The sequence below is a fragment of the Pseudomonas sp. CMR5c genome, assembly GCF_003850545.1.
Classification (GTDB): domain Bacteria; phylum Pseudomonadota; class Gammaproteobacteria; order Pseudomonadales; family Pseudomonadaceae; genus Aquipseudomonas; species Aquipseudomonas piscis.
In genome coordinates, this window is record NZ_CP027705.1 from 3,990,165 (window position 1) to 4,013,371 (window position 23,207).

Consider the following 23,207-nt stretch of genomic DNA (forward strand, 5'->3'; position numbering starts at 1 on the left):
CCGTTTTATTGTTGTGTTGGGTCGTTATCCGTTGGAGCGATTGGGCCGCACAGCGGCCCTCGACGCCGGCATCAGCGCTTGAGCAGATCCAGCGCCACATCCACGATCATGTCTTCCTGACCTCCCACCATCCTGCGCTTGCCCAGCTCGACGAGTATGTCCACCGCCTTGATGCCGTAGCGGGCGGCGGCGACCTCGGCATGGCGCAGGAAGCTCGAGTACACCCCGGCATAACCCAGCGCCAGGGTTTCACGGTCCACGCGCACCGGACGGTCCTGCAGCGGACGCACCAGGTCGTCGGCGGCATCCATCAGCGCGTAGAGGTCCGTGCCGTGGTTCCAGCCCAGCTTGTCGGCGGCGGCAATGAACACCTCCAGCGGAGCGTTGCCAGCCCCCGCGCCCATGCCGGCGAGGCTGGCATCGATGCGGTCGCAGCCCTCCTCCACGGCGGCAATGGAGTTGGCCACCCCCAGGCTGAGGTTGTGGTGGGCATGGATGCCGGTGGCGGTCGCCGGGTCGAGTACGGCCTTGACCGCACGAAAGCGCGCGCGGATGTCGTGCATGTTCATTGCCCCGCCGGAATCCACCACGTAGATGCAGGTGGCGCCATAACCCTCCATCAGCTTGGCCTGTTGCGCCAACCCTTCGGGCGTCTGCATGTGGCTCATCATCAAGAAGCCTACCGTGTCCATCCCCAGCTCACGGGCATACTCGATGTGCTGGCGCGAGACGTCCGCCTCGGTGCAGTGGGTGGCCACGCGGACGATGCGCGCACCGGCGTGGTAGGCGTTCTTCAAGTCATGGATGGTGCCGACGCCCGGCAATAGCAACGTGGCGATCCTGGCGTGGCTGACCACGTCGGCGGCGGCTTCGATCCACTCCAGATCGGTGTGGGCACCAAAACCATAGTTGAAGCTCGAGCCCTGCAGGCCGTCGCCATGGGCGACTTCGATCGAGTCGACCTTGGCCTGGTCCAGTGCCCTGGCGATGGCGCGCACGTCATCCAGGGAATATTGATGGCGGATGGCGTGCATGCCATCGCGCAGGGTCACGTCGGAGATATAGAGTTTCTTGCCGTTCATGCCGAGGCCTCCATTGCTTGCGCCATGCGCTCGGCCGTGGCCAGCGCGGCGGAGGTCATGATGTCGAGATTGCCGGCGTAGGCCGGCAGGTAATGGGCAGCGCCTTCGACTTCGAGGAACACCGAGGTCTTCAGGCCGGTGAAGATCCCCTGCCCCGGCAGCTTCAGGTAGCGCACCTGCTCGAACTGCACCTGCTGCTTGAGCCGGTAGCCCGGCACATAGGCCTGCACTGCCGCGGCCATCGCTTCGATACTCGCCGCCACTCGCTGTTGGTCGGCGATATCGCTCAACACGTACACCGTGTCGCGCATCATCAGCGGCGGCTCGGCAGGGTTCATGATGATGATCGCCTTGCCCTTGGCTGCGCCGCCGATCACCTCGATGGCCTTGCTGGTGGTCTCGGTGAACTCGTCGATGTTGGCGCGGGTACCGGGGCCTGCGGACTTGCTGGCGATGGAGGCGATGATCTCGGCGTAATGCACCTTGGCGACCCGTGATACCGCCGCGACCATCGGGATGGTTGCCTGGCCGCCGCAGGTGACCATGTTGACGTTGGTCGCCTGCAAGTGCTGCTCCAGGTTGACCACCGGTACGCAGTACGGGCCGATGGCCGCGGGGGTCAGGTCGATCATGCGCAGGTTGGCCTTGTGCTCGCGCAGGAAGGCGTCGTTCTTCACGTGGGCACCGGCGCTGGTGGCATCGAAGACGAAATCGATGTCCTTGAACACTGGCAGGCGGACCAATCCCTGAACCCCTTCGTGGGTCGTGGCCACACCCATCCGCTGGGCGCGGGCCAGGCCATCGGAGGCCGGGTCGATACCGACCAGCGCCGCCATTTCCAGGTGCTTGGCGTTGCGCAGGATCTTGATCATCAGGTCGGTACCGATATTGCCGGAACCGATGATGGCGACTTTGCGTTTCTGGCTCATGGAGGTCTCCATCACTCGCCGCTGAAGGTCACGCCGACACGGCCCAGGCCGTCGATCTCGGCTTCGAAGTTGTCGCCCGGCGCCACATTCACCATCGGCCCCAAGGCGCCGGTGAGGATGATGTCGCCGGCACGTAGCGGCTCGCCCAGGCGCGCCATGGTGCAGGCCAGCCACACCGCGGCATTGAGCGGGTGGCCCAGGCACTCGGCGCCGCTGCCGCTGGACACCAGCTCGCCGTTGCGGGTCATGCGCATGGCCGCGCCGCGCAGGTCGAGGTCCTGCAACGGGCGGACCGGGCCGCCAAGCACGAAGCAGCCACTGGAGGCGTTGTCGGCCACGGTATCGGCGAAGCGGATATTCCAGCCCTGGATCCGGCTGCCGACGATTTCCAGCGCCGGCAGCACCTGGCCTGTGGCCGCGACCACATCGGCGAAGGTGGTCTGCGCGCTGGATAGATCACGGGCCAGCACCAGGGCGATTTCCGCCTCGATCTTGGGCTGCATGACGCTGGCGTAGGGCACGCTTTGCCCGTCGCCATAGCACATGTCGGCGAACAGGCTGCCGAAGTCCGGCTGGTCGACTCCCAGCTGGGCCTGCACCTTGGCGTTGGTCAGGCCGATCTTGCGGCCCACCAGGCGCCGTCCTTGGGCAAGAGCATGAGCGACGTTCAGGCGCTGGATGGCATAGGCCGCCTCGGCGCTTTCCGCGCCGATGGCATCACGCAACGGCGCGATGGCCTCGCCCTGCTGCTGGGCGCGGCGCAACTCGCCCGCCAGGCGTTCCAGGGTTTGCGAATCGATGGTCATGGGGTGTACCTCAAATCAGTGCTGGAGGAAGTCCAGCACCAGGCGGTTGAAGCTGTCGGCGTGTTCCCACTGCGCCCAGTGGCCGCAGTTGTTGAACACGTGCAACTCGGAGTTGGCGATACCGGCGATCAAGCGCAGGCCGACATCCATCGGCACGAAACGGTCGTTGCGGCCCCAGATCACCAGGGTCCTGGCCTTGATTTCGCCCAGGCGCGCGCCGAAGTCGGGGAACTGCCTGGGATTGGCGGCCAGGCTGGCAACGAAGTTCTCCAGGTGGTCACGCCGGCTGAGCATGTTGTCCAGGCGGGTCTGGAACAGCTCCTCGGTGAGATCGCTCGGGTCGTAGACGAAGACATTCATCATCGCCTTCAGGTTGTCGATGGTCGGCTCGCGGTACAGGCCGTTGAGCAGCTTGATCCCTTCGGTGGGCATCGGTACGAACGGGCTGGCGCCGCCGGTACCACCGCCCATCAGCACCAGTTTGCCGACACGCTCGGGGTAGCTCAGGGTGAAAGCCACCGCGCTATGGCCGCCCATGGAGTTGCCGAGGATATGCACGCGTTCGAGACCGAGTACGTCGAGCAGCCCCTTGAGCGCAGTGGCGTTCAGGTCTGAACGCGAGCCGTGGTTGATGACCGGGTCGCTCTTGCTCCAGCCCGGGCAGTCCATCAGCACCACCCGGTAACCGGCGCTCAGCAGCGGCTCGAGGTTGCGGCTGAAGTTGGCCCAGCCACTGGCACCAGGCCCGGAACCGTGGAGCATGACCACGGTCTCGGCACCCTCGCCAAGATCGTTGTAATGCACTTGCAGATCGAGCTCGCCTTCGCGAATCCGGGCGAAGCGGCTGCTGGCGGCTTCATTGAGGGAAATGCTGTTCATGCTGGAAGTCCTCCGTTGATCAGGTAAGGGAATGTGCGCTGAGCGAGCCGAAGCCGGCGATCCACTCGGGGATCGGCCGGTAGTAACGCTCGCTGGCCTGGTAGTCGCCGAACGCCGCGAGCGCGGCGAAGGCCGCGACCCAGGTCTTCACCTCGTGGGTCGACTTGCCCGCCAGCGCCGACAGTTCGGCATTGGCCATGCCATCGAGCTCGCCGTAGCGGCGCTGCTCCAGCAGGTCGAGAAAGTGGTTATCCCAACCGGGATTGAGCGGATGCAGGCTGTGCGGGTCGCGCACGAACCCTTCGGCGGCGCTGATCACTCGCTGCTGGCGCGCCTGGCGTTCGCAGGCTGGCAAATCGCGACCGCTGCCCAGCAAGCGATCAGCCATGCGCTCATTGACGTGGGCCAGTTCCGGCACCGGTGGTTGATGGGACAACCCGCCGGAACCGAGAAACAGCACACGCTTGCCGGTACCACGGACGAAGCGGCCAATGGCCTCGCCGAGCAGGCGGGCACGAGCAAAACCTGGCAGCGGCACCGCCACACTGTTGATGAACACCGGGATCACCGGTTTTGTAGCCAGGCCGCCGAGCAGCAGCTCCAGCGGCTGGGCAAAGCCGTGGTCGACCTGCATGCGGTAAGACACGGCAACGTCCAGCCCGGCTTCCAGCACCGCGCCAGCACAGGCCTCGGCGATGTCACGGGGGACGTCCAGCGGGCCGGCCAGGCTCTGGAAGTCGCCAATGGCGGTGGCGCCCATGCCGATGCAGAAGGCTGGCATGACGTCATAGAAGAAACCGTTGTAGTGGTCCGGGGCGAACAGGAACACCAGCTCCGGGTCGAAGGCGGCGATGCGCGCACGGGCGCTGCCGATCACCTCGTCCACTTCGGCCAGGACCGCTTGCTCCGGGTCGACATAACCCACCAGCGGGGTATGGGATAAACAGTGCAGGTAGGCGCTCATCTCAAGCCACCTTGGACGCCAGGGGCGCCTGCTGCTTGGCCAGGGGCGGGACTGCCAGTGCTCGCAGCAAGGCCTCGCTGGCCTGGCCGATGGTTTGCGGGATGGCCACGGCAGCGACGAAACGATCCGGACGCAGCAGCGTGATCGACACCGGGAAGCGCCCGAACCACTCCTTGAGGCGACCGGTGCAGTCACCCAGGCGAATGACCCCGTCCGGTACTTCGCGCCCCGCCTTGAGCTGAACGTCCGGCAGCACCTGGATGAAGCAGGCCCCCAGCGCCCGCCAGGCTTCGACCTGGTCGGCGCTCAAGCCCCACAGCGGGTTGCTGCCCCAGGCGATGAAGGCAAAATGGCTGCCGATCACGTCGTCCAGCAGGCGTACCTCACCCGACTCGGTAACGACCTTGGGTTGAATGAACATGCGCCCGACCGGCGTCGTCCTGCTGTCCTTAGCGTTCACCAGCGCACCCTTGGTGTACTGCGGCATGGGCTTGAAGCGCATTTCCAAGAAATAGCGCTTCACCGCGGGCAGGTAGTTCAGCGCCCAGGAAATCCCGTCGCGCAGGGCACCTTGCCAGCGTTTGGGCGGCGCCAGCACATGACCGGCCATCACCGACAGGTCGATCATGGCCTTGGCATGGTCACGACGCTCCTGCTCATAGGTATCGAGCAGCGCTTCGCCAGCCAGGCCCTTGGCCACCAGCGCCAGCTTCCAGCCAAGGTTGCTGGCATCGCGCATGCCGCTGTTGTACCCCTGGCCCTGCCAGACCGGCATGATGTGCGCGGCATCGCCGGCCAGAAGCGCTCGCTTGACCCGGAAGCGGCCTGCCAGGCGTGCGTTGTGGGTGTAGACGCGCTTGCGGATCAGTTCGACCCGGTCCGGGTCGGGCAGCACCTTGGCCAAGAGCTTGCGCATGCTCTCGGGCTTGCCCAGCTCCTCCTCGGTCTCGCCCGGCATGACCATGAATTCAAAACGGCGTACGCCGTGGGGCAGCGCCGCCGACACGTAGGGACGCACCGGGTCGCAGCACAGGTAGACGTTGGGCGTGCCGAGCGGATCGTTGGCGATGTCGATGACGATCCACTGGTTGGGTGCGGTCTTGCCGTCGAAGGAAACCTCCAGCGTTCGCCGGATCAGGCTGTTGCCGCCGTCGCAAGCCACCAGGTAGCGGCCACGCACGGTTTCCGAACGGCCATCGGGGCCGTTCATGCACAGGCTGACGCCCTGCTCGTCTTGCTGGAACTGCACCACATCGCGGGAGAACAAGGTTCTAACGTTGGCAAATCGTGCCAACCCCCGATGCAATACCGCATCGACCTGCGGCTGGATGAACGCGTTGCGCCGCGACCAGCCAAACTCATCGGTGGCCGGCTGGATATCGGCGAAGCAGCGGCCCTTGGGGGTAAGAAAGCGCATGGCATGCCAGGGCGTGGTATGCGGCAGCACCTCTTCGACCAGGCCAATGGCTTGCACGGTGCGCAGCGACTCGTCGTCGATACCGATGGCGCGCGGGTAGTCGATCAGCTGGTCGAGCTTCTCGATCTGCAGCACCTGCACCCCGGCCTGGCCGAGATAATTGGCGATGGCCAGCCCTACCGGGCCGGCACCGATAATCACCACGTCTGCGGTGTAATCGGCCTGGATGTGATCTGGATGCGGCTTGTTCATTGTTGTAATCCTCGACACTGCCCACGGCCGCCCCGGAAGATTTCGCGGCAAGCCGAGACCGTCCTCGCGCAAGTGGGCGCAAGGGGGTGAGCGGGCGTTTGGCTGGTACGGGGTCTAGTGCAGCGGCGCTACGCTTGGAAGTGGGAAAGCGCAGGCAATGGGTAGGAACGGCAGGCAGGCACGGAGCATGGTGTATTCCCCTGTCAGGGCGTTTGTAGTTGTTGCGGCGAGTATAGGAATGGCGCCGGCGGCCCTACAATGAAAAACCACCTTATCGTGCACTAGATGCACATCATTGTTTTATAAAGATTTTATATCTTCTATTGAAATCACAGGCCAAGGGGTCCTGGATGGGCAGGAGCGCGGCAAGGCCATGTGCATCGCCTCTTTGCCGCTGCCCCGCCCCATCGACCTGGCTACCGATTGCCATCAACTGGAATAGAACAGAAGCCTGCGTGACGCCTGCCGCTGGAGGGACGACTCATCGCCCCATGATCTGCGGATCGCATGCAGAAGAATGCGCTTACCCTGATCCCGGGCCATAAAAAACCCCGTAGGCATCGATCCACGGGGGTCTTGAGAATGCGGCCACTTGGCTGTGCAGCTTCCCGTCAGTGCGCTCAGTCCGGTCCGGCGCCTGCGGGCAGATGGATGCTGAACCTGGTGCCATAAACCGCACTCGACGTCACCGAGACGCTGCCATCATGGGCCTCGACAATCTGCCGGACGATGAACAACCCCAGCCCCACCGAACGCAGCGAGTCTTGCTGCTCGCTGGCGCGCACCATAGGCTCGAACAAGGTCGCTAGTACGTCCTCGGCTATCGCCGGCCCATGGTTGTGCACAGTGATGATGGCGCCCTGCTCCGACAGATCGGTGGTCAGGGTGATCGGGAAACCCAGGTCGCCATAGGCCACGCTGTTCGCCACCAGGTTGCCGATCATCTGCTGCAAGCGATCCTGGTCCAGGGTGAACTCTCCACGGCCCCGCGAAAGGTAGCGTATATCGGCATTGCCGAAGGCCACTCGCAACTCACTCAGGCATTGCTCCACCGTTTGCACCACGTCGACCGGACGGCGGCGGATGCTGATGCCCTGGCCAATCCTCACCGAGGCGAAGTCGAGCAGATCGACGATCATGCGCTGCGCACGCTCGGCGGACTGGCTGATGCTGCTCAGCAAGCGATGCGCCTTATCGGTGTGCGCATGTTGCTCCAGCAACTGCGTAGCCATCTTGATGGCCGTCATCGGGGTCTTCAGGTCATGACTGGCGATGGCGACCATCAGTTCAGCGAATGCCGCGCGGCGCTGGCTGCTCTCATAGGCTGCCGCGAGCTCCGCCTTGGCCTGCTGCAGCGCAGTCTCGGCACTGATCTTCTGGGCCAGCAGCTCTTCGGCGCGCTGTCGCGCCGCCAGCAACGCGCGCTCATAACGATCTCGCTCGGTCGTGCCGAACAAGGCGAGTTGGTAGCGAACGCCCTCGGCGGTTTCGCGCCTGACTCCATTGAGAAACACCGAGATGACATGCCCATCGCGATGCACAAGCTCCAGTTTCACCTCGGCTACCGAGCCCTGCATCTTCATCAACGGGATCCAGTGGGTACGCTGGAACAACCGACTGCCGGCCGTCAGCAGCTGCTCGAAGGGACGCGCATCCAGGCTGGCCTGGTCATATCCCAACCAATTGCAGAGAGTCTGGTTACAGCGCAACAGGGTGCCATCTTCGGCCATGACCACCAGCCCGCAGGGTGCCTCCTCGAACAACGGCTCGACACAGAACAGCAGCGGATCATCCATGGCCGGATTCACGTTGGGCGAAGAAGGCGTCCATGACTGCGGAACAGACACTGGGGGCGCTCAACTGCGGATAGTGGCCAATGTTGTCGATCACGCTCAGCTGGCTGTTGGGGAGCACGCGGTGCAGGTATTCACCCACGGCAACCGGCACCACCGGGTCATCGCAACATTGCACGATGAGCGCTGGAGTCTGCAGGCCGGCGATATCCTGGCGATGGTCGGAAAGAAAGATGATCCGCGCGAACTGCCTGGCAATCTGCGCATCGGTACGCCGAAAACTGTTGACCAGCTCTTCGCCAAGCGCCGGTTGCCCCGGGGCGCCCATCAGCACCGGGGCCATGGTGCTGGACCAGCCCAGGTAATTGTCGTCCAGGGTAGCGAGCAATGAATGAATCTCGTCTGGCGAGAAGCCGCCGATATAAGGCGCAGAATCGATGTAGCAAGGCGAGGCGCCGATCATCGCATGGGCGGCGATTCGCCCAGGGTGCTGGAGATCCGCCAAGACGCCGATCATCGCCCCCACCGAATGGCCAGCCAGGATCACCGGGCCCTCGGCGTATTCGTCGATCAGCTCGTTGAGATCTGCCGCGTAGCCCCAGAGCGACGCATATTTGTCCTGGTCATAGCTGCCGACATCGGATTGGCCGGCGCCCACCAGGTCGTAGGCGATCACCCGAAAACGCTTGATGAAATGGGGCAGGAGGAATTTCCACATCGACTGGTCGCAGCCGAACCCATGGGAAAGGATCAAGGTTTCACTGCCGCCGCCAGCCATGTGGACGTTGTTGCGTTTTTGCAGGGTCATACCTATCCCATTGTTGTGCAGCAAAATGCCTGGCAGCGGCCATAGGTTGAGCTGCCCATTCAGAATAGTAGCAATTTGACGCAATCGACCTTGCATTTGACGCAGGTTTTTCGTGCCTGTAGCCATTGCGCTTCAGCAGCGCGGCATGGCCAGTCCGCCAACATACGCGAAACGGCTGCTTCGCGCGCGGCTGGCTGATTGGTGCCCCGATTTATTTAGCGTCCTGGAAATCTGTGGCCGTTTTTCAGCGAAAGCGCCCTTTGTCGATGCCCCGGGGCGACGGGCGTGCCAACCGGGTACCATTGACTGCCATGAACCCCGAGCAGCCATAGTTGGGGCTGCTATCGGCGAGCTCCGCCGATATCCATTCGAAAGCCTGGTCCGCTTCCGGACCTTGCTCGATAAAGACCATGCCGTATCGCTGGCCTTATTGACTCAAGGCGAACGGGCGCTGGAAGCAACGCCGCCACCTTGAGTTGTTTGCCAGCGCTACATCTGCTTGCCATTTCGAGCAGAGATCGCAACGGTGTTCGGCGAATCGGCAAGTGGTACGAACTTGCGCGTCGCGCCATCAAGCGCATCGATCCCCCCGCTTCGATGTCGTAGACCCAGCCGTGCAAGTTCATGCGCCCCTGCTCGAGCGCCAGTGCCACGGATGGATGCGTACGCAGGTTCGCCAGTTGTGCGATCACGTTCTCACGCACCAGGCCATCGAGCTTCGCGCGGGGCGTGTCGAACTCATGGGCCGCGTTGATCGCTTTTGCGGCATCCGAATGGCGTAGCCAGTTGGCGACCGCCGGAAGATGATCCAGGCACGTGCAGCGTGAAATCGCGCCCATGGCTCCGCAGTCCGAGTGGCCGCAGATCACGATGTCCTGCACCCCAAGTACTGCGACTGCATATTCGACAGTGGCCGAAACGCCGCCCGGCTCGGGCCCATAGGACGGCACGATGTTGCCGGCGTTGCGAATAACGAATAGCTCGCCCGGCTCACGCTGCGTCAGGAGTTCGGGCACAACACGACTGTCCGAGCAGGTGACGAACAACGCCTTGGGGTTCTGTGTCGTCGCGAGCTGCTTGAAAAGCTCGATGCGTTGCGGATAAACCTCGCGCTGAAAGCGCAGAAAGCCGTCGATAATGTCACGCATGGAGTTCTCCAAACCCAAATACCAGATGTTGGCGCAAAGCACTCGATAGGCCATCGCGCCGCAGTGCTCGTCATTATTGCAGACGTCGCGCGTGCTGGCTGTATTGATCAGCGATGGACATCGAGTGGTAAACATTGCAGCGAGGGCCCGTCGCCATCTATCTTTCACCGGCCTGTGAGGTCATTCGGATCGAAACAGGTCGTTCTTAAGCGACTGCTATTGGCCAGACGCAACCCTTCGCGAACATCAACCTCGCCATGCTCTTGAACCTGATTGGTAGATCCTGGCTGGAGCGATTCAATCCACCGTCAACTCGCCCCCATGGAGAGAAAGCTCTCTCCAACTCGCAGCTAAAAGCCGGCAACTTGCGGGGGCGATCCAAAAATCTGCACAAGCGATTGCCCAAATCCCAGGCAATAAAAAACCCCGTAGACGTTAATCTACGGAGTTTTCAAGGGTGGAGGCCGAGGTCGGAATCGAACTGGCGTAGGCGGATTTGCAATCCAGATAAAATTTCATTGTTTTCAGTTGGTTAGTGATAGATCTGTTCCGCAAATGCCAACGCCTAGAAAGGCTGTAACCCGCGGCCCACGCAGGTCGTGATTTTGATTGCGGAACTGATTTTGTAGACCTATCCCACTATTCAGAATCCAACAACTGCTGCCCTCCACCGTCGCTAGGCTTGTGCGCTGATGGCTCAAAATCGGATAGGGATTCGAACCCGACCATAATCAACCGTAGTCCGCTCAAGGCCACGAAATTAGAGTATGTAGCACCTGAGTTAAGGCCTATATAGGCCTAAAGCGGTATCCGCTATGCCCTAAAAATGCCCTAAGATCATCTGCGCTTCTAGCCAACAACCTGTTCGGCATCTGCAAACCAGGGTAGCGAGGATAACGCGTCCGAGGTGTGCCAAGTGATCAGCCACTCGGTGTGGATCAAATCCGGCAGGCTGATCCCGTTTTGTGGGAACGCGTCACCCATGCGCCTTTCGCCACCATATTTCCACTCAAGCGGTCCGAAGCCGTCTGCCATACTTCGGCCAGAGAGGCTGTCATGGCCAACTCTGTATCATTCGTAATAAGTTCAGCGTCTCGCAGGGCCTGCGTGTAGCCGATTGCATTATGGTAGGCGCGAACACCAGAAACCCAGTCGCTCGATTTATGTACTGAGTTCAACCGCAAAAGCCAGGCTGTTTGGACTCTGCGCTCGGCAAACCGGGCTGATCGCTAATCGTTAATACGCTGATGCCTGGCATGCCCCAATCCCCATAATTAAGCGCTGCTTATACGCTTACCAGCACGACCGGTACCAGTAGCCAAATGTAGGGGGCATGGTTACCGCGACCACTAAAAAGGCCCACATCCCCTAGACGAGCAGGCCAGTCCCACCTCGGCTGGCTTTCGCCTAATCAACCCTTGTTCGCAATAACCCTCTTTGCCAAGGTTGATCAACAGGGACATCTCTTCCAACGGAACTCAACTGCTCCGTTTGTGCGTGGTGGGTGTTTCACCAAACCTTGAAGTCCTTTCCAGGGTTTCTTCAAGCGCTCGAACTAGTACATTTGTGCTAGTTGACTCCCCCCTCCTACGGGGATCATGGTCCCGACTAGTGCTGCCATTCTGAGATTCCAGTCAATCGGACATTCCGACTAGTCGCGCAGTATCACAAGGGACGTTTGGCTGGGTAGTTTAACGCTCGAAGTTGATGACAATCGATGAAATATGTTATTTACTTTTTGATTGTAACGAAGCTAATTTGCTTCTTAATTTAATCGCCAGACGCTACGAGCATGGCAGCATGTGCTGGCCAGCAAATATCACTGACTCGAGATACTCAGTTGAGAAATTCTATTTTTTAGCGTGCTTGTTTGGCTTGATTGATTTAATGTAAATGGATAACAAATTCATGTTCAAGGAGGCACGACACAGCATGCCAGAGTTTTTGAAGTTAAATAAATACGTCATACCAATTACTTTACTACTTGCTGCCTCCACTTCAGCGATAGCTGACAAAGCGAACCCCATTGGCGATTGGTGGCGTGTCTATAGCATAGGCACGGGCAAAAACAACATAGTGTTTGTCGCTGATCTCACGTCCATGACGCCACGGAGTCAAGCGGCGGATGGGCTTCAGTCAGTAGATGTAAACCAAGTCTTCGCTGACCCATCCAAGCCATTGGCGGATGTCTATTCAGTTGAAGTCCAGTGCTCCAAGCACAGAGCCCGCTTTCTTAAAGGAACATCAATAGAACGAACGAGCTACGCACGCCGGGATTTAAAAGTCTCCAATGAGTGGCATACGTTGGATGACGAGGCGCTTTTATATACATTTGCCTTTGTATGTAATCCCCAAGATCGAGTCTTCAACGGCATGTTGTCACTGGGTAAATTTGATCAGATGAAAATGCTCGGGATCATCACGGAGGTACAAGCACCGCCGAAGAGCCCAATGGAAGAGCTGGATGAAATGTTAAACAACAAAAACCCTGAAAAGTCCAGGTAAGGTAAACTCCATGATATATCAATGGATTAAAACGTTTTCTTTAATGCTAGCAGTGTCAGGAATAATGGTAAGCAGCGGCTGTTCCTTAATTGCTCAAAGTCGTTGGGAAGGTCGCGATGCCCAAGAGGCGCTGAATCTGTTTGGCAGGCCCGATACGATGAAAGCAACTCAAGATCCTGATGCAGGTACACTTGTCGTAATGACGTGGTACAAATCCTCTCAGTGGTCGACAACTGAGGCAGCCGGAACATCCATGACACACGGCAGTAATGGTTTGACCCATACCGAGTATTACGAGAACGTCGCTCATAGCTCCGAATGCAAAATTGAAGCAACGGTGAACAAAGCAAAAAAAATAGTGCTTTTCAAAATTCAGAATGGAGAAGTATTTCATGGCAAGTGCCAAAATATTCCTTATGTTCCCGGTTATATCCCCCCAGGCTTTTAGCATCTTCTATAAGTGCTGAAGGGATAACTGATGAGGGGATTCGCGGCAGTTATTTTTTCGAAACAGTCCCTCAGACCGCCTAGTATTGCACCCTCGGATTTTTTCCTAATCCTAATAATGGTCTGAAGGGACGTTCCAAAGTTTTGCCCAGTTTTGAAACGAAAACACCAAGACCCGACAACTGCAACATTTTCAGTTTATTGACGTTGGGTCAACGACTCATGCCTCCCTTGCTTTGCTCCTTGGGCTGAAGAGTTGAATGAACAAATGCTGCTGATGAAGGCACTCAAGAAAAATCCAGGATCCTCCAAACTCGTTGCCTAGGTTAATTTTAGACATAAACAATAATAAGCCCGGACTATCGCCGGGCCTCTTCATTCTGACTACTCTTTGCTCGCTTGCAGCCCCCGCACATACTCCTGACACGCAGCCAACGCGATCAGTCCCTGGTCACCGTCTCCGGCGATGGCGATAATTCGTTGAGCATGCGCTGAGTCAAGTTCGGCTCGCGCTTCTCCATGATCCACGCCGGCGCCGCCGGTGTCGGCTGGCAGCCCTCCGCCACCACCCGGGGCGGCGAGTAGGACTGACAGCCGCACATCAGCAGTAGCCAGCCGGTCACGCAGGCGAGCCTGATCGGTTTGAGCATTTCGCAATTCCTTGTAGTGGGTTTCGTCATTCACCTGCAGCCGATCCTCCAGCGCTCGGCGCTCAACCTGCTGGCGTTCCTGCCAATCGATCACCGCCACCGCCGCCTGCTCGCGAGAGCGCTGATTCGCCTCGGCCTGGGCGGCCAGTTGCTCGCCGTAGCGGTTGGCTTGCCAGGCCCAAGCAGCCCAGGCGCCGAGGGCAAGCCCCAGTACCAGGGCGCCAATCAGTCCACGTGCACCCAGCGTGCTCACGGCAGCACCTTCAGCGCACGCTTATACAGCGCCTCGCGGTCGGACAAGCCATTGGCCATCGAAGCCCACGAACCAAATGCTTCACGGTCCACGGCTCCGATGCAGAGATCTACAAGGCCGCCTGCGAATCCATCAACCACCTGGCCGCGCTGGCGACTCCCGCCGCGCACGCTGCTTAGGAGGCCACCATGGATCGCAACCTCAAGGAAACAGCCCAGTACTTCGGTATCACACGGCCGAAGCTGATCGGCTTGATGCAAGAGAAAGGCTTGCTCAACGCGGAGCGACTGCCCGCCTACCCCACGCGCGATCGTAAGTACCTGGAGACCAAGGAAGGCAAATGGTTCCACCCGGAGCTGGGCCTGCAATACAGCGAGTCGACACGAGTGCGGCAGGCAGGCATTCCCTGGCTTGCCGAGCAATTGGGCCTCGCACTGCCCGCCATCCCGGCAGACCGCCGTGACGTGGCCTAGGGAGTATGCCCGCCAGATCATTGCCTTACGGACCAAAGAGGAGCGCAACGCTGCGCTCCTTGAGGTACCCGAGCATCTGCGCGAGCTGACCAAAGCCCACTGCCTGATCGCCTGGAACCACCCGAAACGCCGCCAGCGCATGGAGAGCCAGACAGCCAATGAGTAACGCCAACCAGACCCCGCTGCGCCTGATGCCAGCACCGGAAACCGCCACCGTCGAGCTGCTGTATCGCACCTTCGGCGACGTACTGATCCCACTGGAGAAGATCCGCGTGCAGTACTTTCGCAACCTCAACGAACAGTCGTTCGCGGCCGAGATCAGCAGCGGTCGCATCCAACTGCCCATCACCACCCTGGACAGCAGCCGCAAGGCACCGAAGTACGCACACATCCGCCACGTTGCCGCACTGATCGACATCCGCGCCTACCGGGCGGATGAAGAACACGCCAAGCAACAGGCTGACAACAACGAGCACGACCAATAACCCAACGGCTGCCACCACCAGCCAAACCCACCGGAGCACACCACATGACCCACATACAGATCATTGTCCTGATTGGCCTGATACTCAACGTCGCCCTGCTCTACTGGGCCGGCTACCTGGTTGGCCGTAGCAATGGCCGAGAGGCAGGGATCGAGGAAGGCAAAGCCCTTGCTCAAGCGGACAATGCTAGAACCCTGCGCGAGCTGACAACCGCCCTCAAGTTCGTGCGAGCCGATAACCGCAGGCTGGTAGCACTGCACAAGCACCTGCAGGACAGCCAAGCCCTCAAGCCAGCACACCGCCAGACGCTGCTGGCCATCGCGGATCTGCTGCGCATTGCCGCCGAGACATTCAGCGCCTTCAAGACCGGGAAAAAACTCGAAAGAGACTCGCGCTCACTGCGCGATCAAGCCCTGGCCATGGCCGCCCTAGTGGAGCCAGCAGCACAGGAGGAAGCGGCATGAACCAGCAGATCGAAGGACCAGCCCGCCATCAGAAACCGGAGGAAAGCGGCATGCCGCACGCTCAGCCCACCGCCCAAGCCATGACCGCTTTGCTCCGCAACGCCGCCAGCGTCGACGTGCAGAAAACAAAGAGCCTCTGCTGCGCAGCAGCAGGCATTACTGCTCTTGCCCGCAGCACTACTGAGGCGCGCACACCCCACGAAAAGCTGCGCGGGGCTGCCATACCTGGAGCAATGCTGAACGCTCAGAGTGGGCCGCTCGCGCAGCTTGTTTTGGGGTATAGAACAAGATGCAGCCCTTTAAACTTTCCTGCTCAAAGCGTCGATTGTCATTCGGACATGATGCCGACAGTGATCAAGCCTATGTACCGTAGGCAGGGAGTCATCTCTGGACAGCTCCCAGTCACCCAGCATTTCGCATGCAGCCTTGGCGGCAGAGACTGCGCTCATAAGGTGACTGATATAAATAAGTTGCTGGTTAGTTACCATGTGGGAGCTGATTATGTTCGTTACCAACGTATCAAGCCCCTGCCACTTGGCCACGTGACCATTCTTGCAATACCTGCGGGCGGTTTCTCTTGCCTCCAAACAAAGACGCTCGCTCGGCTGATGACGCTCAAGGAGCGGACTGTTTGCAAGACAATCTTGAATTTCAGACTGAAGCTCATCAATCGGCTTGATGTTTCCGAGCATGGAGGCAAGCAGAAGGCCGACCTCCTTCGAAATCAAAGTAGCAGCAGTTCTAATGATCGCGTCAGTACGTCTCTGAACTTCTGCAGTATTTTTTTTGGAGTGAAAAACAGGAAAAGCAGCAGCGCCAATGATAGCCAGAACAGACCCGACAGCTTGCGCCCAGTCAGCAGCTTTCTCCATCAAGCCAAAAGCATCCAACAAAACAAACAATGCCCATCCCAACGCTCCTATAGCCAGAAATGCCCAGACAACCCATACGCTGGCGACTTTCATTTCTGGAGGCATGCTGAATTTCTTCATGCGTCATGGCTCCCAGCCATCAAAAAACGCTCAGCATGCCCATTCCAAAGCCTCCCGTCTATGAAGGAGGCCGCGTGAATGAGCTGGCTCTTTTCGCAGGCGCTGGTGGCGGAATACTCAGCGGCCACCTCCTCGGATGGCGCACCATCTGCGCCGTTGAGCGTGATGCCTACGCCGCACAGGTTCTGGCGCAACGACAAAACGATGGAGCCCTCCCAACTTTCCCGATTTGGTCTGACGTGTGCAGTTTTAACGGTAGACCTTGGAGAGGCCTTGTTGACGTGGTTTCGGGAGGATTTCCGTGCCAGGACATCTCCGCGGCTGAAAATGGAATCGGAATTGAAGGTAGCCGATCAGGCCTCTGGCGAGAAATGGCTCGAATTGTCGGTGAAGTACGACCTCACTTCGTCTTCTTGGAGAACTCACCTCTGCTTGTGGGACGAGGCCTTGCCTTGGTCCTCAGTGACCTTGCCGAACTGGGGTATGACGCTCAATGGTTACGTCTATCGGCATCCGACTGCGGAGCGCCCCATGAGCGTGACCGCATCTGGCTTGTTGCCAACCCCCAGAGCCAGCATGGGCCCACACGGAGTTGCATGGTCAAGAGCGAGAAAGGGACATCACCGCAGCAATCTCGAGGACTACCTCGCCATGTTGTGGCTCCAGGAGGGCAACCCAGAGGCCCCTGGACTGAACCCAAACCCCGAATTCATCGAATGGATGATGGGGTGGCCTATAGGGTGGACCGACTTAAAGCCATTGGAAATGGCCAAGTTCCGCGAGTGGCAGCAACAGCATTTTATGCACTTTCCAAGTGAGGTGGCCGCATGACCACTAACAACGCCCCAACTACAGCTAACGCACTGCAGAGTGAAACACTTGACCAGGACGAACTGCACACCATTACCGGGTATCAGCTCCCGTCCAAACAGATCCAATGGCTGACCAACAACCATTGGGAGTTTGTTCTGACTGGCGCCCGACGCCCCATCGTTGGCCGGGTTTACGCCAGGATGAAGTTAGCTGGTGTTAAACCCTCTGCAGTTAGTGCCGTGACTGAAGTCTGGTCGCTCAACCTTGCGAATGTGAGCTGACCCGTGCGCAAGAGAACCACAGCCAACCGCGACCTGCCGCCACGCATGGTGCGCCGTATCAGAAAGGGCAAGAACGGCCAGATCTGGACGGCGTACTACTACGACGGCAGGGACGCCGCCGGCAAACGCAAGGAGATCCCACTGGGCACCGACCTCGATCAAGCCAAGGTGGAATGGGCCAGGCTGGAACGCAGAGCCCCACCCAAGCCCAACCACCTGATGAGCTACGTATTCGACCGGTACGAAAAAGAGATCATCCCCGGCAAATCGATCCGCACCCAGTCGGACAACCGCAAGGAACTCAAACAGCTCAGGAGAGCTTTTGAAAACGCGCCTATCGAATCGATCACCCCCCATGTGATCGCCCAATACCGCGATGCCAGAACCGCCAAGGTCCGGGCCAATCGAGAAATCGCCCTGCTCTCTCACGCATTCACCATTGCCCGAGAGTGGGGCCTGACCGACAAAGCCAACCCGTGCTTCGGCGTTCGCCGCAACAAGGAAAAGCCCAGGGACTACTACGCCGGCGAGACCGTATGGAATGCGGTCTACGCCGAGGCGGTGCAGGAACTGAAGGACGCGATGGACCTGGCCTACCTGACAGGACAACGCCCCGCAGACGTGCTCAAAATCGCCGCCACCGACCTGAACAACGGATTCTTACTGATAGGCCAGGGCAAAACCGAAAAGCGCCTACGCCTGCGCCTGGAGGAAGAAGGCGTCCAGTCCGGCTTGAGTGCCTTTATCGTGGATCTCCAGGAGCGCAGGGCCATCAACGGCATCAGAACGTCGACGTTAATCACCAACGCCTCAGGGCTACGAATGAGCCAGCAGATGCTGCGCAACCGCTGGGACGATGCACGGGAGAAAGCCGCCATCAAGGCTGCGGCCAATGGAGACCCAGCACTGGCGGTCAGTATTCGGCAGTTTCAGTTCAAGGACATTCGGCCGAAGGCGGCTAGTGAGATTGAGCTGACGCATGCAAGCCGACTGCTGGGGCACTCAACTGAGGAGATGACGAAGAAGGTCTATCGGCGAGTTGGAGAGATCGTAAAACCTACTAAATAACCGTACGCGCCATGATCATTATTGGGAGCATATGGCAAATAGCAGGCGAACGTGATTGACCGGTTTCGCCCCATAGTGGCCATTGGTGTCGTCCACTATTAAGGATAATGATACAGCTAGCGGCCGCCCCCAGGCTAAGAAAACGAGAGACCAGCCTCCCTTTGGCTCTTGGACGATACGAGGAGCTCTAGGAAGAGCACGCCAAGGATAACCTCACTTCCCCCACTCCTACTGACCAAACCAGCCTCTCAGAGGCCGGAAATCAGGACATGCCGCTATATGGCCATTCCCTGTAAGATCTCCTCCACCCCCAGGAAATCACCTTGCTCATTCCGCGCACGAGGTGATTGCTCAAGGATTAGACTCGCCAGGTTGATCAGGGCTAAGCGACCGCACAGGATGCAGGTATAAATGGAGTTTTTCCGAAATGGCTAAGCGTTTGATAAATGTTCACTTTGACGGCAAACAAATAGAGCTTACCCCAGCAAAGCTTGACTCCAAAATTAGAAACTATTACACAGTAATCGTCGGAAAAAATGGCATTGGCAAGAGCCGACTACTCGCAGATCTAGTTACACTAGGAAACTACTTAGAATACTTTCAGAAAATCATCGCTATTTCCACAAGCCCATTCGATAAATTTCCAAGTCAGAGACGGCGCAGCCTAGCCCAAACTGGATTATACCGATATGTCGGAATGCGCACAGACAGCATATACCAGTCTTCATCTTCAGTATCACTAATTTCCTCTGCGGCAAAGGGGCTACTGGAAAAACTATCCGACGCAAATGGAAGTCATGACCTTAATGCTGTATTCGACTCACTAAATTTCGAACCAGTGGCTGACTTCATCTTAAAGCCTAGCTATCTGAAATCTACACAAAAAGGTTACAACGTATCCCTTGTAGAGGGCAGCAGTCTCGCAATAGAGCTGCGGAGACTTGAGCGAGAGCATGGCATTCAAGTAGACGAGCGTTATTTTGAGCTGCTAGAAAACCTTCCACTAGGCCGACGGCTCGAAGTTTTAGATGCCATGACCAAAGTTAACAAAGTACTTACAGCAAGAAGTGCAATTGAGCTTAATGCTGATTTCACGAACTCCACCATGACAATTGGAGGCCGTACTACAAGCAACAAATTTATTCGAGCAATAATAGTATTACTGGATGCCGGGTTTGTCCGCCTTATAGATCTAAACCTGCGAAAAAAGGACTTTGGCCAGCTTTCGCTAAAGAAAGCCAGTTCAGGCGAACAGTGCCTCTTAGTTCTCATCCTTGGCATCGCTGGACACATATGTGATGGTTCATTAATTCTTATAGACGAGCCCGAAATCAGCCTACACCCAAGATGGCAAGAAGAGTTTATGGAGCTACTAACCTTTTCATTTTCCGGCTACAGGGATTGCCAATTCGTCATCGCCACTCATTCACCACAAGTTATAGCGAGGCTTCGCGGTGACGGCTGCTACATCGCGTCATTATCGAGAGGCGAGCTATATGACGCAGCTGACTTCCACGACAAATCGGCTGATTTCCAGTTAGCAGAACTTTTTGACGCTCCTGGCATAATGAACGAGTACATCTCCCGACTTGCTTTCAATCTGTTAGCTAAGGTAAAGCACAACAAAACGCTGGATCGCTCATCTCGTGAAGAGCTTAAAAGGCTGCTAAAGTTCAACGAACAGCTTGAGAGCAATGACCCGGTTAAAGAGTTGATCCGTTCTGTGGCCATGCTGTGTGAAAGCTATGCCAATGATCAATAATCCCGTAACGCTAAGTGAAGCCGCCCTAGAACTGATCAACGCGAAAAAACGCTCCGCTGATTTCTCGCACGCTAGCTGGGGGGATGATGACCTTCAACCGGTACGACGAGAGATCCGAGAGCATTATAGGAACGTGCAGCGCTTAATCTGTGCTTACTGCCAAGGACCAGTCTCTAACCGCTCAGCTGCAGGATCTCCGATCGAACACATTTTGCCGAAGTCTCAATACTTGAATTTTATGTTTGAGCCCAAAAATCTATGTGTGGTGTGCTCAGACTGTAATGAGTACAAATCGAATTACGAGACGATGGTCGACCCAGTTTTGAGAGCACCTAGGGTTAACTACCCAGAAAACTCACAGCTGTTTCGTATAGTGCATCCGCACCTTGATAATTATGATGAGCACATTGGGCGCTTTGAAAGACTTTACGTAGATCTATCCGCAAAAGGCGGGTATACAATTTATGCCTGCAATCTCAACCGCTTCTTCCGAAGGTTTGGGCGCTGCGACGAACTCGTTAACGATGTTTCACTTGTTCAACAGTCTGAACGTTTTTATGAAGAAGGCATAATAAACCTTCAACAATAGGCATCTCTGACAAGCCATACTAGCCAAAAGCAGTGACTATGCCTTGTCAGAGTATTTCTGGCGACTTTTAATTTTGAATTAAACAGACGGCCTCGCCTAAGCCACAACACTGCAACCTGAACAAAAATGCATTACCCAACAGACACCGACACTTAAAATCGCCTCTTACTTAATTATTTTAAACGTATTTTTTACAACATACTCCCTACAGCCATTAAATTAACATTCCACTCTACACCCTTTCTAACTGCCACTTAATCTGACGGCGCGCTGTCGCGATGACATCTTTGAATAAAAAAATCTTCACATTCGGTTCAATATATTGCACAGGGAAATCAGTGGACCGTCGGCCGCCTAGCATCAATACAGTTATCGGCTTTTCCGTATACTTCGCGAACTCATGCCGATATCTTGTAGCTTGCTGGTAATCCTCATGGTTCAGGCCATGAGAAGGCCTTTTGAATTCTATGAGCAAGTACTCCCCATTCAAATTCTCGTTGAGCAAGAGGTCTGGCCGTTCAGTACCAGACTTCCCCTGATACTTCACACCCAAATATTCCTCGACCTGTTTCCTGAGCCCTTCGTTTGAGCTGAATGCGGTGTATTCAGCTCCAATGACCCAGAGAGCTTTCTCAATAGCGCGGTGAACAGTCACCTCAAGACAGGCCTTGTTTTCTACCAGATTTTCCAACCAATCAAGGAATGCTAGCCGAGCTTTTGCCTGCTCCACCAAGATCGCCATATCCGCAAGACCAAACTGCTCCAGCGCCTCAGCAACCGCAGCGACATCTGCCTTCTTGGCCTCAGCGAGATGTTCGATGACTGCTGCATAGTCCGAGCGCTCAATCGCCTGAAGCACCACGAAAGCGATTGCCTCGACCTTGTGCTCAGGCTCATCGTAGTACTTACTCAGGACCTTCTTGATGGCCTCCTCAGCGAACTGACGTTTGTGCTCAGGGAGTCTCGACATACTTAGGTTCAACGCTTTCTTCAACCTAGCATGCGCGAGCTGCATCTCCTGGGTATGAGATTGATGGAGCGCTTCTTTCACTGTCTGCTGGACGTATTGAGCGACCCGCTGGTAGCTCTCACTATTCTCGATTACGGAATCCCAACCAGCCGTAATGTAGTCCCGCAACTCATCAGCACTAATCTCACCGTAGAGTTTACGCAGCAGCTTAGGTGGTACGTCATCACATCCATCTAGCCCAAAGAAGCCAGGTTTACCGATGGCCTTTCCATCGACAAGTAGCGTGATGCCTGGCTGTCGTAAGCCCGACTTTTTGTTGCTGATGGAAAACCGTAGCACTACCTCACCTGCAGATGGCAATGTCTCGGACTCCTCCTTATAGGTGCCTTCCAGATCATCAATGCCTAATGGCTTTCCATTAATGATGATGGTGAATCCAGAGTGCCGACCATATTCCTTGATCAACTCTTGTCGGAGTTGGACTGGATTAGGGTAGCTCAGATCCTGCCGGAGATGCGTGAGCTGAATCGAGGTGCCGTGCTCGCCCTCCCCACAGCCAGACAGAGCTATTTCGATTGGAAGATGCTCGATATCAGCAACCTGCAGGAGATCGTCGACGCTCAGCGTAAATGACGCGGACTGGCCACGAGCCCGAGTACTCAAGGTCATCACCGACGCAGCCATCAGGCCCGCAAATTTGCCGATGCCCTTCCGGCCTTTAATGACCCTTTGCTTACCGAGAGTCCGTTCTCCTCGCCTGAGGCGACAGTCGGATGCGATTTTCATGTACTGAGACTTCAGCTCGATCACAGTCATACCATTGCCGTTGTCACTTATAACGATGGGCTGATCGCTCAAGGGCTCTGGTAGAACGATGACAACTTCTTCTGCATCGGCATCCCACGCGTTGTCCACCAGCTCTTTGAGAGCTTTCTCTGTCGACGAATACCCCTGCCCCAGCAATGTTGCCAAGCGCGCATCGACCTGGAAATTGGCTTGCTCCATGACTCATCCTTGGATTCATTCAACAGGTGGCAATTTAATGCCACCAAATAGAGCCTGTCACTACCCTTTATCGCGCTTTACAATGACCGATAGCCAGACGCTGCGGGAGTGCACCGACATCGCTCACAATATGAAGCCACCGCACGCACATTTTCTATCGACCAGTCCCCTGCTTATAAAACAGCGACTTCGAACTTGAATGATTTTTTGTTTTTAGCAATGGACTTCACCAATGACCGCTTTTGGTCGAAAGCTGTTGTTCCCAATAACCTAATCTGAATGCAGCTACGACTAGGGAGCGAAAGCAGTTCATAACAAACCTGTGAAATCTCTCTCAGCTCGATGCCAAAAGCAGGCTGCTTGCGGAAGCGA

21 protein-coding genes and 1 pseudogene are annotated in these 23,207 nt (G+C 57.2%); 10 read left to right on the forward strand and 12 right to left on the reverse strand.

The genetic code is table 11. The features are described 5' to 3' along the window. Nucleotides 1–71 precede the first annotated feature (71 nt). The 9 genes and pseudogenes from mhpE to C4K40_RS18430 all read right to left on the reverse strand — a co-directional run bounded on the left by mhpE (nt 72) and on the right by C4K40_RS18430 (nt 10,078). Nucleotides 72–1,082, reverse strand: coding sequence for a 4-hydroxy-2-oxovalerate aldolase (mhpE, locus tag C4K40_RS18390; RefSeq protein ID WP_053130877.1), 1,011 nt, complete (start codon nt 1,080–1,082; stop codon nt 72–74). Further along, nucleotides 1,079–2,011 carry an acetaldehyde dehydrogenase (acetylating) gene (locus tag C4K40_RS18395; RefSeq protein ID WP_053130880.1) on the reverse strand — a complete coding sequence of 311 codons (933 nt, stop codon included), beginning with the start codon at nt 2,009–2,011 and terminating at the stop codon, nt 1,079–1,081. Before C4K40_RS18395 ends, mhpE begins: the two co-directional genes overlap by 4 nt. An 11-nt stretch (nt 2,012–2,022) precedes the next feature. Next, nucleotides 2,023–2,817: a 2-keto-4-pentenoate hydratase gene (mhpD, locus tag C4K40_RS18400; protein ID WP_053130883.1), complete on the reverse strand. Its 795-nt coding sequence runs from the start codon at nt 2,815–2,817 to the stop codon at nt 2,023–2,025. Nucleotides 2,818–2,832: 15 nt separating this feature from the next. Next, entirely contained in the window at nt 2,833–3,696 is an 864-nt protein-coding gene (locus C4K40_RS18405; RefSeq protein ID WP_053130886.1) for an alpha/beta fold hydrolase, read from the reverse strand. Between the two features lie 19 nt (nt 3,697–3,715). Continuing rightward, entirely contained in the window at nt 3,716–4,660 is a 945-nt protein-coding gene (mhpB, locus tag C4K40_RS18410) for a 3-carboxyethylcatechol 2,3-dioxygenase (protein ID WP_053130889.1), read from the reverse strand. Between the two features lies 1 nt (nt 4,661). Beyond that, nucleotides 4,662–6,329: a bifunctional 3-(3-hydroxy-phenyl)propionate/3-hydroxycinnamic acid hydroxylase gene (locus C4K40_RS18415; protein WP_053130892.1), complete on the reverse strand. Its 1,668-nt coding sequence runs from the start codon at nt 6,327–6,329 to the stop codon at nt 4,662–4,664. A 620-nt stretch (nt 6,330–6,949) separates the two neighbouring features. Next, nucleotides 6,950–8,125, reverse strand: a complete 1,176-nt coding sequence (locus tag C4K40_RS18420) for a PAS domain-containing sensor histidine kinase (protein WP_053130895.1) — start codon at nt 8,123–8,125, stop codon at nt 6,950–6,952. Beyond that, entirely contained in the window at nt 8,118–8,930 is an 813-nt protein-coding gene (locus C4K40_RS18425) for an alpha/beta fold hydrolase (RefSeq protein ID WP_053130898.1), read from the reverse strand. The genes C4K40_RS18420 and C4K40_RS18425 overlap by 8 nt, the downstream gene beginning before the upstream one ends. Before the next feature lie 489 nt (nt 8,931–9,419). Then, nucleotides 9,420–10,078: pseudogene (locus tag C4K40_RS18430) on the reverse strand (carbonic anhydrase). 1,707 nt (nt 10,079–11,785) lie between these two features. Between C4K40_RS18430 and C4K40_RS32255 the strand changes: the two are divergent. Genes C4K40_RS32255 through C4K40_RS18445 form a run of 3 tightly spaced genes read left to right on the forward strand, consistent with a single transcriptional unit; the run spans nt 11,786 to nt 13,031 of the window. Then, complete coding sequence (locus tag C4K40_RS32255; RefSeq protein WP_083235727.1) at nt 11,786–11,971, forward strand: ATP-binding protein; 186 nt, start codon at nt 11,786–11,788, stop codon at nt 11,969–11,971. Beyond that, nucleotides 11,972–12,583: a hypothetical protein gene (locus C4K40_RS18440; protein WP_053130902.1), complete on the forward strand. Its 612-nt coding sequence runs from the start codon at nt 11,972–11,974 to the stop codon at nt 12,581–12,583. It abuts the gene before it with no gap. Between the two features lie 10 nt (nt 12,584–12,593). Further along, complete coding sequence (locus C4K40_RS18445) at nt 12,594–13,031, forward strand: hypothetical protein (protein WP_228022280.1); 438 nt, start codon at nt 12,594–12,596, stop codon at nt 13,029–13,031. 383 nt (nt 13,032–13,414) lie between these two features. Here C4K40_RS18445 and C4K40_RS18450 read toward each other — a convergent pair whose 3' ends face one another. Continuing rightward, complete coding sequence (locus tag C4K40_RS18450; protein ID WP_053130904.1) at nt 13,415–13,933, reverse strand: lysis system i-spanin subunit Rz; 519 nt, start codon at nt 13,931–13,933, stop codon at nt 13,415–13,417. 188 nt (nt 13,934–14,121) lie between these two features. Between C4K40_RS18450 and C4K40_RS18460 the strand changes: the two genes are divergently transcribed. The 3 genes from C4K40_RS18460 to C4K40_RS18475 all read left to right on the forward strand — a co-directional run bounded on the left by C4K40_RS18460 (nt 14,122) and on the right by C4K40_RS18475 (nt 15,355). Next, nucleotides 14,122–14,406 carry a phage antirepressor KilAC domain-containing protein gene (locus tag C4K40_RS18460; protein WP_053130906.1) on the forward strand — a complete coding sequence of 95 codons (285 nt, stop codon included), beginning with the start codon at nt 14,122–14,124 and terminating at the stop codon, nt 14,404–14,406. 158 nt (nt 14,407–14,564) lie between these two features. Then, nucleotides 14,565–14,891: a pyocin activator PrtN family protein gene (locus C4K40_RS18470; protein ID WP_053130912.1), complete on the forward strand. Its 327-nt coding sequence runs from the start codon at nt 14,565–14,567 to the stop codon at nt 14,889–14,891. Nucleotides 14,892–14,935: 44 nt separating this feature from the next. Next, the gene (locus C4K40_RS18475; protein WP_053130916.1) at nt 14,936–15,355 is read left to right on the forward strand and encodes a hypothetical protein; all 420 of its coding nucleotides are present in this window, start codon (nt 14,936–14,938) and stop codon (nt 15,353–15,355) included. 299 nt (nt 15,356–15,654) lie between these two features. Here C4K40_RS18475 and C4K40_RS31585 read toward each other — a convergent pair whose 3' ends face one another. Next, the gene (locus tag C4K40_RS31585; RefSeq protein WP_157064359.1) at nt 15,655–16,347 is read right to left on the reverse strand and encodes a hypothetical protein; all 693 of its coding nucleotides are present in this window, start codon (nt 16,345–16,347) and stop codon (nt 15,655–15,657) included. 74 nt (nt 16,348–16,421) lie between these two features. On the opposite strand from C4K40_RS31585, the gene C4K40_RS18485 reads away from it, so the two are divergent. The 4 genes from C4K40_RS18485 to C4K40_RS18500 all read left to right on the forward strand — a co-directional run bounded on the left by C4K40_RS18485 (nt 16,422) and on the right by C4K40_RS18500 (nt 20,271). Next, on the forward strand, nt 16,422–17,165 hold the full coding sequence (locus C4K40_RS18485) for a DNA cytosine methyltransferase (protein WP_083456882.1): 744 nt from the start codon (nt 16,422–16,424) through the stop codon (nt 17,163–17,165). Nucleotides 17,166–17,174: 9 nt separating this feature from the next. Continuing rightward, nucleotides 17,175–17,441, forward strand: a complete 267-nt coding sequence (locus C4K40_RS18490) for a DUF4224 domain-containing protein (protein WP_053130922.1) — start codon at nt 17,175–17,177, stop codon at nt 17,439–17,441. A gap of 3 nt (nt 17,442–17,444) precedes the next feature. Beyond that, on the forward strand, nt 17,445–18,509 hold the full coding sequence (locus C4K40_RS18495) for a tyrosine-type recombinase/integrase (RefSeq protein WP_053130925.1): 1,065 nt from the start codon (nt 17,445–17,447) through the stop codon (nt 18,507–18,509). A gap of 427 nt (nt 18,510–18,936) precedes the next feature. Then, nucleotides 18,937–20,271 (forward strand): AAA family ATPase, encoded by a 1,335-nt coding sequence (locus tag C4K40_RS18500; RefSeq protein ID WP_083456883.1) that lies wholly within the window; start codon nt 18,937–18,939, stop codon nt 20,269–20,271. Nucleotides 20,272–21,092: 821 nt separating this feature from the next. Here the strand turns inward: C4K40_RS18500 and C4K40_RS18510 are convergent. Beyond that, nucleotides 21,093–22,835 (reverse strand): ATP-binding protein, encoded by a 1,743-nt coding sequence (locus C4K40_RS18510; protein ID WP_053130930.1) that lies wholly within the window; start codon nt 22,833–22,835, stop codon nt 21,093–21,095. Nucleotides 22,836–23,207 lie beyond the last annotated feature (372 nt).